This window comes from Amycolatopsis sp. NPDC051903, assembly GCF_044452505.1.
Classification (GTDB): Bacteria; Actinomycetota; Actinomycetes; order Mycobacteriales; family Pseudonocardiaceae; genus Amycolatopsis.
The window spans coordinates 184,856-197,269 of sequence record NZ_JBITBT010000006.1; the positions used below are offsets into that span (position 1 = coordinate 184,856).

Here is a 12,414-nt window from a genome sequence, read left to right on the forward strand (position 1 = left end):
CGCGTGGAGTGGTACGCCCTTTCGCCGCGAAGCACTCTGGCGGCATGACGAATCAAGCGACCGGTTTCGAGTTCGGGCTGAACTCGTTCGGTGAGACGGCGAGTGACGGTTCGCGTGATCTCAGTGATGCCGAGACGATCCGGCTCCTGGTCGACGAAGCGCGCCTCGCCGAGGCGGCCGGGTTCGACGTCTTCAGCGTCGGCGAGCACTACCGGGCCGGCCACAACGACAGCGCCACGCCTGTGCTGCTGGCGGCCATCGCCACCGCGACGGAGCGGCTCAAGCTCGGCACGTCCGTGACGGTCCTGAGCACGAACGACCCCGTGCGCCTCTACCAGGAGTTCTCCACTGTGGACGCGGTGTCGGCCGGTCGCGCTCAGCTAGTGCTGGGCCGCGCTTCGGCGACGGAGTCGTTCCCGTTGTTCGGCTACGACCTGGCCGACTACGAGGAGCTGTTCGCGGAGAAACTCGAGCTGTTCATGCGGCTGCAGCGCGAGGAATCCGTCACGTGGTCGGGGTCGACGCGGGCGCCGCTGGTGGAGCAGACGCTGCACCCGCGCATGCGCCCGGGCGGGATTCCCACGTGGATCGGCGTCGGGGGCAGCCCGGAGTCGGTCGTGCGCGCGGCGAAGTACGGGCTGCCGCTCATGCTCGCGATCATCGGCGGGCGGCCGCAGCGCTTCGCCGGGCACGTGGAGCTCTACCACCGCGCGCTGGAGCAGTTCGGGGTGCCGGTGCAGCCCGTCGGGCAGCACTCGCTGGGCCTGATCGCGGACACCGACGAGGAAGCCGTTGAAACCTGGTGGCGGTACTGGGAGCCGGTCGTGAGGCAGATCTCGGCCGAACGCGGCTTCTACGCACCCGACCGCCGGCGTTACCTCATGGAGGTCGACACGGGTGCGCTGTTCGTCGGGTCCCCGGAGACGGTCGCGCGCAAGATCGCGACCGGGGCACGGGATCTGCGGCTGAACCGGTTCGACTTGAAGTACGACATCATGCACCTGCCGCGCGAGGCGCGGGCTCGCACGATCGAGCTGTTCGGCCGCGAGGTCGCGCCGCGGGTGCGCGAACTGCTGACGGAGGCGCCTTCCCATGTCTGACCTGGTTTTCGGCCTCGACACCTTCGGCGACGTGCCGGAGGACGACGCGGGCGAACCGCTGTCCCACGCGGGCGCGATCCGGCAGGTGCTCGACGAAGCCGTGCTCGCCGACGAGATCGGCGTGGACGTCATCGCGCTCGGCGAGCACCACCGGCCCGAGTACTCGATCTCCAGCCCGGAAACGGTGCTGGCCGGCATCGCGACGCGCACGTCGCGGATCCACCTTTCGTCCGGCGTCACGGTGCTGAGCTCGGACGACCCGGTCCGCGTGTTCCAGCGCTTCGCGACGGTGGACGCCCTGTCGAACGGCCGCGCGGAAGTCATCCTGGGCCGCGGCTCGTTCACGGAGTCGTTCCCGCTGTTCGGCTACGACCTGGCCGACTACGACCGGCTGTTCGAGGAGAAGATCGACCTCTTCGCGCGGCTGCTGGACGAGAAACCCGTGACGTGGCAAGGCTCTCTGCGCCCGGCGCTGGACGCGGCCGACGTCTTCCCGAAGACGGACTCGGGGCACCTGACGACGTGGGTCGGCGTCGGCGGCTCACCGCAGTCGGTGATCCGCACGGCGCGCTACGGGCTCCCGTTGATGCTGGCGATCATCGGCGGCCCGGCGAAGCGGTTCGCGCCGTACGTGGACCTCTACCGCCGCGCCGCCGAGCAGTTCGGTACGACGGCGCACCCCGTCGGCATGCACTCACCGGGCTTCATCGCCGACACCGACGAAGAGGCGCGCGAACTGTACTGGCCGCGCTACCGCGTGATCCGCGACCGCATCGGCCGCCTGCGCGGCTGGCCGCCGATCCAGCGCGCCGAGTACGACGCCGAAGTCGAGCACGGGTCGATGTACGTCGGCGCGCCGGAAACAGTGGCGCGCAAGATCGCCGGCGCCGTTCAGGACCTGGATGTCGGTCGCTTCGACCTGATCTACTCGAGCGGTTCCCAGCCGGTGAGCGCGCGGCTGCGCGCCGTCGAGCTCTACGGCACGAAGGTCATCCCGATGGTCCGCGACCTGCTGGCGGAGCGGAAATGACCGAGACGATCGGCATCCTCGGCGCCGGCAAGGTCGGCACGGTCCTCGCCCGCCTCGCGCTGGCCGCCGGCTACCGCGTCCTCATCGCCGGCTCGGGTGACCCGGACAAGATCGCGCTGACCGTCGACGTGCTCGTGCCCGGTGCACTGGCGACGACGCCCGCCGACGCCGCGGCTTCGGCCGACGTCGTGGTCCTCGCCCTGCCGCTGGGCAAGTACCGCACCGTCCCGGCCGCCGAGCTGGCGGGCAAACTCGTCGTCGACGCCATGAACTACTGGTGGGAGGTCGACGGCCACCGCGCCGACCTGCTCGTCTCCACCAGCGAAACGGTGCAGGCGTTCCTGCCCGGCGCCCACGTCGTGAAGGCCTTCAACCACATGGGCTACCACGACCTCGAAGACGAATCGCGCCCGTCCGGCACCCCGGGCCGCAAGGCCATCGCCCTCGCCGGTGACGACCCCGCGGACCTCGCGGCCGTCTCCGCGATCGTCGACGCGTTCGGTTTCGACCCGGTTCTCGCCGGCCCGCTCTCGGCCGGCGTGCGCCTCGAACCGGGCGCGGAAACGTTCGGGGCCAACGTTTCCGCCGAAGAGCTGCGGGCGATGCTGGACCGGTTCCCCGGCTCCGAACGAGGACGGCTGCTCGCGCGGGACGGCTGAACATCAGCCGGCCAAGGCCTGCGCGACGGTGAGACTGTCCTCGTAGACGTGGTACCGGGTGATCGCGCCGCCCTCGACGGTGAGGTGCAGCGCGCACCGGGCCGTGTACTCGGTGCCGGTGGCTCGCACCGTCTGGCGGATTTCGCCGAGCACCACGGCGTCCCGGCCGTCGACGAGCACTCGCGACGCCGTGCCGCCGCGCTTCTCGGGGACGTGGCCGGTGTTCAGCTCCCGGAAGTGGGCGGCGACGTCGGCGCGCGTCGACCGGTCGCGGATCCAGGGCGCGGCGGGGTGCCCCGTCTCGGGCCAGTCGAGCTGCCAGTCGACGGTGTCCGCGAACAGCTCGGCGATCCGGTCCGGGTCGCCTTCGGTCAGGCGGGTGAGGAACTCGGTCACCGCCGCCCGGGTGCCCGCCTCCTCGCCGGTGAACTGGTAGTCGTGCCGGATGCGGCCGTCCTCGCCCAGCAGGAGGAAGATGACGCCGCTCCAGACCGGGACGCCGCCGGCCGCGGGGACCAGGTGGGTGGTGAACGTGATCGCGTTGTGGTGGGTCACGACGTCGTCCGCCGCGACGAAGCGGAATTCGCCCGGGGCCACGAACTTCTCGTAGGCGCCCGTGACCCGGGCGTCGAGGGCTTCGTGTCCCCGGTGTTCGGCGGTGTTGGTGCACTCGACGGCGTCTTCGGCCCACAGCTCGGTGATGGTCTTGCGACGCAGGGTCTCGTCCGGTTCGTTCCACACCGAGGCGTAGCGGCGGATCAGGTCTTGCGTGGTGAAGGTCATGACGCGGACGCTAACCCCGGTTCCCTGACATCTTCTGTCAGTGGACTCGGGCAGACTTCGAGCCATGCGCGCGACCCGGCTGGTGTCCCTGCTGCTGCTCCTGCAGTCCCGGGACCGGATGACCGCACAGGAGCTCGCGGACGCCTTGGAGGTGTCCGTGCGCACGATCTACCGGGACGTCGAATCGCTGGGCGCCGCGGGCGTGCCGGTGTACGGCGAGCCCGGGCACGACGGCGGCTACCGGCTCCTCGACGGCTACCGGACCCGCCTGACGGGCCTCACCACGGCCGAAGCCGAGGCCCTGTTCCTGACCGGGCTGCCGACCGCCGCAGCCCAGCTGGGGCTCACCGGCGCGACCACCGCCGCTCAGCTCAAGCTCATGGCCGCGTTGCCCGCCGAGTTGCGCGAACGCGCCGGCCGTGTCGCCGACCGGTTCCACCTCGACCCTCCACAGTGGTACGACGACCCCGAGCACATCCCGCACCTGACGGCGATCGCGGACGCCACCTGGAACCAGCACGTGGTGCGGATCCGCTACCTGCGGTGGGCGCGGCCGCACGAGGTCACGCGCACCGTGCAGCCCCACGGCCTCGTCCTCAAGGCGGGCAACTGGTACCTCGTGGCCCTGGACCGCGGACGGTTCCGGACCTACCGCGTTTCGCGCGTCCTCGACGTCGCCGTGTTGCCACGCGCGTTCGACCGCGCCGAAGGGTTCGACCTGGCCGCCCACTGGCGCGACTACCTCGACCACTTCAACCGGCGTCGCCGCCAGGCCACCGCGACCCTGCGCCTGTCCCGCAGCGGATTCGAGCGCCTGCCCCACTTGCTGGAGCCCGCGGCGGTCGCCGCGGCCCGGCGCTCCGCGCTCGCCCCGGACCCGGCGGGCTGGACCGAAGTCGAGATCCCGGTCGAATCCGCCGAGGCGGCTGCCCCAGAACTGCTCAAGTTCGGCGCCGACGTCGAGATCGTCGCACCAGAGGAGCTTCGGACCGAGGTCGTCCGGATCCTGAAGGAGCTGAACCACGTCTACGGCGTGACTGGCTAGGAGGGGTTCGGCCTGCGCGTTCGGCCGAGTTCTGTTCGTCCGGAGGCAATTCTTCCGCTCGCCCTCCATCGAGAATCCGGCGTCAGCGGGACCTGGTTTCCCGCGCACCCGCCGAAGGTTCCCGTTCTCGAAGGAGCGAATTGTGCCCCGCGGCACCCAGGACCGACCGCCGGCGACTTCTCGAAGCTGCTCGGGATGGTCACCGGTCACTTCGACTCGCTCACCCCGGGTCGACGGCCAAGCTGACCCACCTGCAGGCTCCCTACGCGGTGATCGAAGCCGAGGCGGCGTGAGCCGGCGGGTAGCGTGCCCGGTGTGGAACCAGCCGGGATCTCCTGGGGGCAGCCGCGCGAGGAGCGGGCCGACGCGGCGCGCAACCGTGCGCACCTGATCGAAGTCGCGCGCGCGATGGTCGCCGAACTGGGCGTCGAGAAGGTGACGATGGACGCGCTCGCCGAACGGGCGGGCTTGGGCAAGGGGACCGTGTTCCGGCGGTTCCGCACCCGCGCGGGCATTTTCCTGGCGCTCCTGGACGAGGAGGAGGCCGCCTTCCAGCAGCGGGTGCTCGCCGGCCCGCCACCGCTGGGGCCCGGCGCGCCCGCCGTCGAGCGCCTGGTCGCGTTCGGCCACGCGCGCATGGAGTTCCTCCTGGAACGCACCTGCCTCGCCCGCGCCGCCCTGGATCCGGGACAGCCCGTCCCGATCGGACGGAGCCCGTCGCTGTTCCACGTCAAGATGCTGCTCCGCGAAACCCGCCCGGACCTCACCGAGCTCGACGCCCTCGCCCTGCAACTGACGGCCGCCCTCGAAGGCCCGATCCTGCTCTACCTCCAGGCCCCGGCCGACGCCCCCGCCCCCACCGGCCTCGCCACCGCCTGGCAAACCCTCATCGAACGCGTCTGCTCCCCCTGACGACCGCGCGCTCCTCAACACCGCAGCTTCGCCCCCGGCGGAGACTTGGGGGCTCGGCCCCAGACACAACGGGTGATCCGATACGCGCTCCCCGCGATAGAAATCACCCCATCGCCGACCACCCTTGACGGACCTGCCCGCATCACCACCGCGGCCTTCCCCGACCACCTCGGATCTGCCACTCACCAACGTTTCTCAACCACCGCTGGGGGTCCGGGGGCTCGCCCCCGGCGGGGGCCTGGGGGCTCGGCCCCCAGAAAACACAACGGGCGATCCCAACTCGCGCTTTCCGCGAGCAGAGACCGCCCAATCGACCGTGCCCTCGGCAGGATTCGAACCTGCGACACCTGCCTCCGGAGGGCAGTGCTCTATCCCCTGAGCTACGAGGGCCCATCGCTCACGCGACTGGACGAGCTTAGCGCATGGTCGTTTCCCCGCTGCGCTGGAGGGTCACCTTGGGGCGCGGGGGCTGCTAGCGTCGATCTTGTCGACGGAGGGAGCAGTGGTGGCGGCGGAACCGTTCAAGGTCGAGGTGGCTGAGGCTGACGTCCGGGACCTGCGGGAACGGCTGGCCCGCACGCGCTGGCCCGAGGCCGAGACGGTGGACGACTGGGCGCAGGGGCTGCCGCTCGCGTATGCGCGGGAGCTGTGCCGCAGCTGGGCCGAGGAGTACGACTTCGGGTTCGCGGACCGGGTGAACGCGTTCCCGCAGTTCCGGGAGACCGTGGACGGCCTGGGGATCCACTTCCTGCACGTCCGCTCGCCCGAGCCGGGGGCGTTCCCGTTGGTCGTGACGCACGGGTGGCCGGGGTCGGTGCTGGAGTTCCTGGACGTGCTGGGGCCGCTGACGGACCCGCGGGCGCACGGTGGCGACCCGGCAGACGCGTTCCACGTCGTCGCGCCGTCGTTGCCCGGGTACGGGTGGAGTGACAAGCCGGCGCGGGCCGGGTGGGGCGTGGAGCGCACGGCGCGGGCGTGGGACCGGCTGATGGTGTCGCTGGGGTACGACCGGTACGGCGCGCAGGGCGGTGACTGGGGTTCGGCCGTGTCCGGCGCGCTGGGCGAGGTGGCGCCGGAGCGCGTCGCGGGCGTGCACGTGAACATGGCGGCCGCGCCACTGGGGCAGTTCGACGACCCGACGCCCGGGGAGGTCGCGGCGCTCGAGGCGGCCAAGGAGTTCGGCCGCACGGGCCGCGGGTACTCGGGGCAGCAGGCCACGCGCCCGCAGACGCTCGGTTACGGCCTCACCGATTCGCCCGCCGGGCAGGCCGCCTGGATCGCGGAGAAGTTCTGGGCGTGGACGGACAACAACGGCCACCCCGAAGACGCCCTGACCCGCCGCCAGATCCTCGACGCGATCTCCGTGTACTGGTTCACGGCGTCGGCGACGTCGTCGGCGCGGCTGTACTGGGAGAGCTACGGCAGCTTCCGCGACAAGGTGACGGCGCCGTCCGGGATTTCGTTGTACCCCAAGGAGATCACGCGGCCCTCGCGGCGCGAGGCCGAGCTGCGGTTCACCGATCTGCGCTGGTTCGAGGAGCTCCCGCGTGGCGGGCACTTCGCGGCGATGGAGCAGCCGGCGTCGCTCGTCGAGCAGGTGCGCGGGTTCTTCCGCCTCGTGCGCTGACCACAACCCCTGTCCCAGCCTTCGGGAGCACTCATCCGGGGGTGGGTTTGCCTCGGCCTGGGCGATTACAGTGAACTTAGGCTTACCTGTATTGCACATATGCGCATGCGACTATATATTGCGGGGAGAAGCCGTTGACCTGCGGAGGGAGGCGAAAGCATGGGGCACGGACACGGTCACGGGCACACCGCCGCCCCGGCGAGCGCGTCCGGGCGCTACCTCCGTGCCCTGGTGGTCGCCCTCGTCATCGGCGCGGGGTTCATGGTGCTGGAGGGCGTGGTCGGGTTCACGACCGGCTCGCTCGCCCTGATCTCCGACGCGGCCCACATGTTCACCGACGTCCTCGGCGTGGGCATGGCGCTCACCGCGATCGTCCTGGCCCGCCGCAGCGGTCCGACGGCCAGCCGCACCTTCGGCATGTACCGCGCCGAAGTGCTCGCGGCTCTGGGCAACGCCGTGTTGCTGTTCGGCGTGGCCGCGTACGTGCTGTTCGAGGCCATCGGCCGCATCACCGACCCGCCCGAGGTGCCGGGCCTGCCCGTGCTGCTGGCCGCCGGTGCCGGACTGATCGCGAACGTGGTGTCTTTCTTCGTGCTGCGCGGCGGAGCGCGCGAGAGCCTCAACGTCCGCGGTGCGTACCTCGAGGTGCTCGCCGACCTGATCGGCTCGGTGGGCGTCCTGCTCAGCGGCGCCATCATCCTCACCACCGGCTGGCGTTACGCCGACCCGATCATCGGTGTCGCCATCGGCCTGTTCGTGCTGCCGCGCACGTGGACCCTGGCCCGCCGCGCGCTGCGCATCCTCTTCCAGCACGCCCCGACGGGCGTCGACGTCGGCGAGATCAGCACGGAACTCGCCGCCCTCCCCGGTGTCTCCGACGTCCACGACCTGCACGTCTGGACGCTCACCTCCGGCATGGAGGTCGCCTCCGCGCACCTCACGATGAGTGAGGAGGCCGAGCAGTCGGCCGTGCTGACCGAGGCGCAGGACCTGCTGGCGTCGCGGTATTCGATCAGCCACGCGACGCTGCAGGTGGAGCGGCAGCAGTGCGCGGCGCGGTGCCAGGAACTGTCCTGGTAGCTCAGCCGCCGAGCCACCCGGGCCACGCGCCCGCCAGCACCAATTCCGCCAGCCGCTGGTAACCGCCCGCGCCGGGGTGCGCGCCGTCGCCCGCGAGGGCTTCGGAGGTCCACACGGGGTCGGCGGCCAGCGCCTCCGTCGTGGCGACGAAGGGCACGTTCCGCGCGGCGCACAACTCCGCCATGACCGCGGCGAGGCGCGCGGTCCGGCGCAGGTGCGCTTCACCCGCGTCGGCGACCGGCGGCGGGCCGACCACGAGCACGGGGATGCCCCGGTGCGCGGACCCGTCGAGCAGCGAAGCCAAGTTCGCCGCGCACCGCTCCGCGGCCACCCGCACGGCGCCGTTCTCCGCCACCATGTCGTTGCTGCCGAAGGAAACCACGATCCGGTTGTCCTCGTCCGGCACCACGCGCGCGTCGACCTCCGGCCAGCAGCGGCGGAGGACGTCGTCGGAGGTGTTGCGGCGGACGCCGAGGTTGAACCCGGTGACGTCGCCGCCGGCGGCCTGCAGCACGCGGCCCGCCCACCCGCGGTGTTCCGGGTCGCCGACGCCCTGGACGAACGAGTCGCCGAGGAAGACCACGCGGCGCCTCACGCCGGCCACGTCCGTCGCACGCGGTCGATCAGCTTGGCCGGGCTGAGTTCGCGGTCCAAGCGGAACAGGTACCCCACCGGCGATTCGCGGATGGCGGCGCGGCGCTCGCGCCGCCACCGGACCGGAGCGGCCAGCACGCACGCGGCCGCCGTGGCGGACCCCGCGATCGCCGGCGACAGCCCCACCGCGTCGGCCGCCATCGTGACCAGCGCGGGCGGCGCGACGGACTTCACGGTGCCGACCGCCTTCACCGACTCCAGACCGACGCTGCGCAGCTGCTCGCGCAGGTGCTTGAGCTGGTCCGCCACGACGTGGTCGACCTCGGCGCGCAGGTACTCGCGGAACACGTCCAGGTCTCGCACGTCCCGCAGTTGCGCGAGCTGCTGCGACTGCTCGGTCACGTACCGGCGGAAGGCGTCGAGTTCGGTGCCGAACTTCGTGCGGACTTCGGTGATCTTCTCCACCGGCACCCGCTCGAGCCCGGTGGGGACCACGGTCTCGAAGGCCAGGAACACGAACGCGTCCTCCGCGTCCGGGCGCCCCGGGGTGCCGGGCCCCGAGCCGAGGAGCACGTCGGCGAGCCGATCGAGCGTCCAGCCCGACGCGGCCGTGTGGTGCAGCGCCTGGTCGGTGACCGGGTGCAGGTGGTCCTCGGCGGCGATGCGTTCGACCAGCGCGCACGTGTAGACGGCCACGAGTTCCGGGTGCATCCCGACCCAGAGACCGCCGTGGCCTTCGACGAACGCGGCGAGGTGGGTGTCCGCGACCGCCTCGACCAGGCGGGCGGACATCTCGTCGGTGTGGACGTAGTCGTGCCACGACGAGACCAGCAGGTCGACCTCCTGGTGGGGCCGGGGCACCACCGAGCGGCGGGGCCGCACCGAGCGGCGCGGTCGCTCGGTCAGACCGGGCACCGGAAGCCGGTTCCGGCCGGGCCTGAGCCCGAACCGTTGCCGCAGCTCCTTTCCCCGGGTGGCGATGAGTTCCAGGAACGGGCGCCCGACCTCTTCGACGGCCCACTGCGGGGGCGCGAGATCCACCAGCCAGCCGGCCTGCGAGCCGAGCGCGTGCGACACCCCGGAATCGAGGGCCGGATACCCTTCGGGGCGCAGCCGGGCCATTTTGGGCCAGTACAGCGCCGCGTACTTCAGCCACCGGTCGTCACGGACGTGGATGTACGGGTAGTACAGGGCGATCTGATCCACCGCGAACCCCCTTGATCGGCGTCGGCAGCTTAGCGGCGGCCTGGTAGACCAGAGCCATGCGCAAGGACTTCGATCCCGCCGGCCTCGCCCCGTTCGCGTTCTACCGGCTGCTCACGGCGACCGTGGTGCCGCGGCCGATCGCGTGGGTGTCGAGCACGTCGGGCAGCGGTGTGGACAACCTCGCCCCGCACTCGTTCTTCACCGTGGCTTCGGCCGCGCCGCCGGTGCTGCAGTTCACGTCGGTGGGGCGCAAGGACACGCTGCGCAACGTCGAGGAGACCGGCCAGTTCGTGGTGAACCTGGCGCCGGAGGAGCTGTTCGAGAAGATCAACGACACCGGTACCGACTTCCCGCCCGAGCACAGCGAATTCGACGCCGCCGGGCTCACGCGCGAGCCGAGCCTGCGGGTGAAGCCGCCGCGGGTGGCGGAGTCGCCGGTGGCGTTCGAGTGCGAGCTGCACAGCACGGTCGGGTTCGGGACCTCGACGGTGGTGTTCGGCCGGGTCGTGCACCTCGCGGTGGCCGAGCACGTGCTCGACGGCGACCACCCGCTCATCGAACGGCTGCGCCCGCTCGCCCGGCTGGGCCGCGACGAGTGGAGCACCCTCGGCGACGTCCGCGAGATCGCCCGGATCCGGTTCGCCGACTGGGAACAGCGCTGAAAAAGGGCCGCCCCCGAGCGGGAGCGGCCCTTCGAAACCCGAGACTCAGGACGCCGGCAGCGGCTGCGCCCCGCGCGCCTGGAGCATCAGCTTCATCTGGTCCATCTCCGCGCCCTGCGACGTGAGGATGCTCTGGCACAGCGCCTTCACCGCGGGCAGGCTCGAGTGCTCCTGCGCGTACTGCGCCATCGCCGTGCCGCCCTCGTGGTGGCGCAGCATGAGCTGCAGGAAGTACACGTCCATCGCGCGGCCGGACAGCGAGCGCAGCTTCGTCAGCTCCGCGTCGGTGGCCATGCCGGGCATCGGTGCGCCGTTGGCCGGCGAGCTGGTGGGCATCGTCATGCCGTGGCCCATCGGCTCGGTCATCCACGTCATGTACGCGCCGGTCGCCTGCTCCGGCTGGTCCCACAGCATGAGCCAGCCCTTCATGCGGCCGACCTGCTCGGTCTGGGTGCTCTCGATGTCGAACGCGAGCTGCTTCACCTCGGGGTCCGTGGTGTGGTCGCGGGCCCAGTTGGCCATGGTCACGGCCTGCAGGTGGTGCGTCGACATGTCCTGCGCGAAGCCGACCTCGACCGAGCCGGCGCCGGGTGTCGCCGCCGCGGCGTCGTCGCCGTCGGTGAGCCGCGTGGCGAACACGCCGATCGCGGCGCCGATCAGCAGCACGGCGAGCATCGCGCCGCCGATGATCACCCACCGCGACCAGGCCGGTCGCTCGCCGCCGGGCTCTTCGACGTCGGTTTCGAGGTCGGCTTCGGTGCTCACAGCCGGATCACTGCCCCGCCGGCGCCGACGGCGCGGTCGGCAGTCCCGGGGTGCCCGGCATGCCACCCTGCTCACCCTGGGCACCGGTGGTGCCCTTGTAGTCCATGGGCTTCGCGTCCGGGCCCGGCTTGCTCGGGTCGAACGGCGGCGGGTTGCTCGGGTCGAACTGGCCCGGGCCGAGCGCGTCGCACGAGGCGCCGATCTCGGGGTACACGCCGTTCGGGTTGGTCCGCAGGGCGGCGATGAACTCGTCGATGCGCGGATCGCTCGCGCTGTCGAGCTTCAGCTGGTGGCCCCACGACTGCAGGGAGATCGGCTTGTCGAGGCCGGGGTAGGGCGACATCATCGTGTACGTCTTGCCCTTGACCCGCGCGGCCAGCAGGTCCACCTGGTCACCCTTGACGAGGTCCGGGTTGTAGGCGATCCACACGGTGCCGTGCTCGAGCGCGTGCACCATGTTCTCCGTGCGCACGGCGGTGGGGTAGACGACGCCGTTGCAGGCGGCCCAGTAGCCGTCGTGCGGGCCGCCGAAGGGCGGGCTGTGGTCGTAGGCCACCCGTTCGGTGGGCAGCACGTGCACCGATCCGGTGTACGTCGCGGTGATCACGCCCGGGATGCGCTTGGACGGATCGGGGTCGGTCGCGGTCGGGGCGAACGACGCGGCTGCCTCCTCGCGGGACTTCTGGTCGCGCTGCGGCGCCGACTTCACCAGGTAGTACGTGACGACGCTGGCCAGCAGGGCCACCACCACGACGACCCCGATGATGGTTCCCCACGGGGTGCCCTTCTTGGTGACGACGGACTTGGCCCGGGCGGCCTTCACCGCGTTGCCGGACGTCCCCTTCTTGCTGGTTGTCCCTTTCGCCATGGTTTGCCGCGATCTCCTCGTGAGATGATGGAGGGATCCGGTCGGACCCTGCCCGTCGGCCAGTGTAGAGACCGGGCGTCTGA

At 71.4% G+C, this 12,414-nt stretch carries 13 protein-coding genes and 1 tRNA gene; 8 read left to right on the forward strand and 6 right to left on the reverse strand.

Going from position 1 to position 12,414, the window contains the following annotated elements; genetic code table 11:
* Positions 1 to 44 precede the first annotated feature (44 nt).
* The 3 genes from ACIA77_RS17135 to ACIA77_RS17145 are packed head-to-tail and all read left to right on the forward strand — an operon-like array spanning position 45 to position 2,789.
* A complete protein-coding gene (locus ACIA77_RS17135; RefSeq protein WP_395886840.1) occupies positions 45 to 1,100 on the forward strand; it encodes an LLM class flavin-dependent oxidoreductase in 1,056 nt (351 codons plus the stop codon).
* Positions 1,093 to 2,130 carry an LLM class flavin-dependent oxidoreductase gene (locus tag ACIA77_RS17140; RefSeq protein WP_395886841.1) on the forward strand — a complete coding sequence of 346 codons (1,038 nt, stop codon included), beginning with the start codon at positions 1,093 to 1,095 and terminating at the stop codon, positions 2,128 to 2,130. Before ACIA77_RS17135 ends, ACIA77_RS17140 begins: the two co-directional genes overlap by 8 nt.
* On the forward strand, positions 2,127 to 2,789 hold the full coding sequence (locus tag ACIA77_RS17145) for an NADPH-dependent F420 reductase (RefSeq protein WP_395886842.1): 663 nt from the start codon (positions 2,127 to 2,129) through the stop codon (positions 2,787 to 2,789). The genes ACIA77_RS17140 and ACIA77_RS17145 overlap by 4 nt, the downstream gene beginning before the upstream one ends.
* Before the next feature lie 3 nt (positions 2,790 to 2,792).
* Here the strand turns inward: ACIA77_RS17145 and ACIA77_RS17150 are convergent, their stop codons facing one another.
* Positions 2,793 to 3,572: a nuclear transport factor 2 family protein gene (locus tag ACIA77_RS17150; RefSeq protein WP_395886843.1), complete on the reverse strand. Its 780-nt coding sequence runs from the start codon at positions 3,570 to 3,572 to the stop codon at positions 2,793 to 2,795.
* Between the two features lie 64 nt (positions 3,573 to 3,636).
* Here ACIA77_RS17150 and ACIA77_RS17155 point away from each other — a divergent pair, with 64 nt between their 5' ends.
* Together ACIA77_RS17155 and ACIA77_RS17160 are read left to right on the forward strand one after the other, a co-directional pair.
* Entirely contained in the window at positions 3,637 to 4,617 is a 981-nt protein-coding gene (locus ACIA77_RS17155; protein ID WP_395886844.1) for a helix-turn-helix transcriptional regulator, read from the forward strand.
* A 315-nt stretch (positions 4,618 to 4,932) separates the two neighbouring features.
* Positions 4,933 to 5,529, forward strand: a complete 597-nt coding sequence (locus ACIA77_RS17160; RefSeq protein WP_395886845.1) for a TetR/AcrR family transcriptional regulator — start codon at positions 4,933 to 4,935, stop codon at positions 5,527 to 5,529.
* A gap of 317 nt (positions 5,530 to 5,846) precedes the next feature.
* Here ACIA77_RS17160 and ACIA77_RS17165 read toward each other — a convergent pair.
* Positions 5,847 to 5,919: transfer RNA gene (locus ACIA77_RS17165), tRNA-Arg, on the reverse strand.
* Positions 5,920 to 6,034: 115 nt separating this feature from the next.
* Here ACIA77_RS17165 and ACIA77_RS17170 point away from each other — a divergent pair.
* On the forward strand, positions 6,035 to 7,156 hold the full coding sequence (locus ACIA77_RS17170; protein ID WP_395886846.1) for an epoxide hydrolase family protein: 1,122 nt from the start codon (positions 6,035 to 6,037) through the stop codon (positions 7,154 to 7,156).
* Between the two features lie 159 nt (positions 7,157 to 7,315).
* The gene (locus tag ACIA77_RS17175) at positions 7,316 to 8,236 is read left to right on the forward strand and encodes a cation diffusion facilitator family transporter (protein ID WP_395886847.1); all 921 of its coding nucleotides are present in this window, start codon (positions 7,316 to 7,318) and stop codon (positions 8,234 to 8,236) included.
* A 1-nt stretch (position 8,237) separates the two neighbouring features.
* Here the strand turns inward: ACIA77_RS17175 and ACIA77_RS17180 are convergent, their stop codons facing one another.
* Together ACIA77_RS17180 and ACIA77_RS17185 are read right to left on the reverse strand one after the other, a co-directional pair.
* Positions 8,238 to 8,831, reverse strand: a complete 594-nt coding sequence (locus ACIA77_RS17180) for a GDSL-type esterase/lipase family protein (protein WP_395886848.1) — start codon at positions 8,829 to 8,831, stop codon at positions 8,238 to 8,240.
* A complete protein-coding gene (locus ACIA77_RS17185) occupies positions 8,828 to 10,036 on the reverse strand; it encodes a DUF6236 family protein (RefSeq protein ID WP_395886849.1) in 1,209 nt (402 codons plus the stop codon). The genes ACIA77_RS17180 and ACIA77_RS17185 overlap by 4 nt, the downstream gene beginning before the upstream one ends.
* A gap of 56 nt (positions 10,037 to 10,092) precedes the next feature.
* Here ACIA77_RS17185 and ACIA77_RS17190 point away from each other — a divergent pair, with 56 nt between their 5' ends.
* Entirely contained in the window at positions 10,093 to 10,698 is a 606-nt protein-coding gene (locus ACIA77_RS17190; protein ID WP_395886850.1) for a flavin reductase family protein, read from the forward strand.
* Between the two features lie 45 nt (positions 10,699 to 10,743).
* Here ACIA77_RS17190 and ACIA77_RS17195 read toward each other — a convergent pair whose 3' ends face one another.
* Both ACIA77_RS17195 and ACIA77_RS17200 read right to left on the reverse strand, forming a co-directional pair.
* Positions 10,744 to 11,463 carry a DUF305 domain-containing protein gene (locus ACIA77_RS17195; protein ID WP_395886851.1) on the reverse strand — a complete coding sequence of 240 codons (720 nt, stop codon included), beginning with the start codon at positions 11,461 to 11,463 and terminating at the stop codon, positions 10,744 to 10,746.
* 7 nt (positions 11,464 to 11,470) lie between these two features.
* Positions 11,471 to 12,286, reverse strand: coding sequence for a DUF3105 domain-containing protein (locus ACIA77_RS17200; protein ID WP_395887039.1), 816 nt, complete (start codon positions 12,284 to 12,286; stop codon positions 11,471 to 11,473).
* Positions 12,287 to 12,414 lie beyond the last annotated feature (128 nt).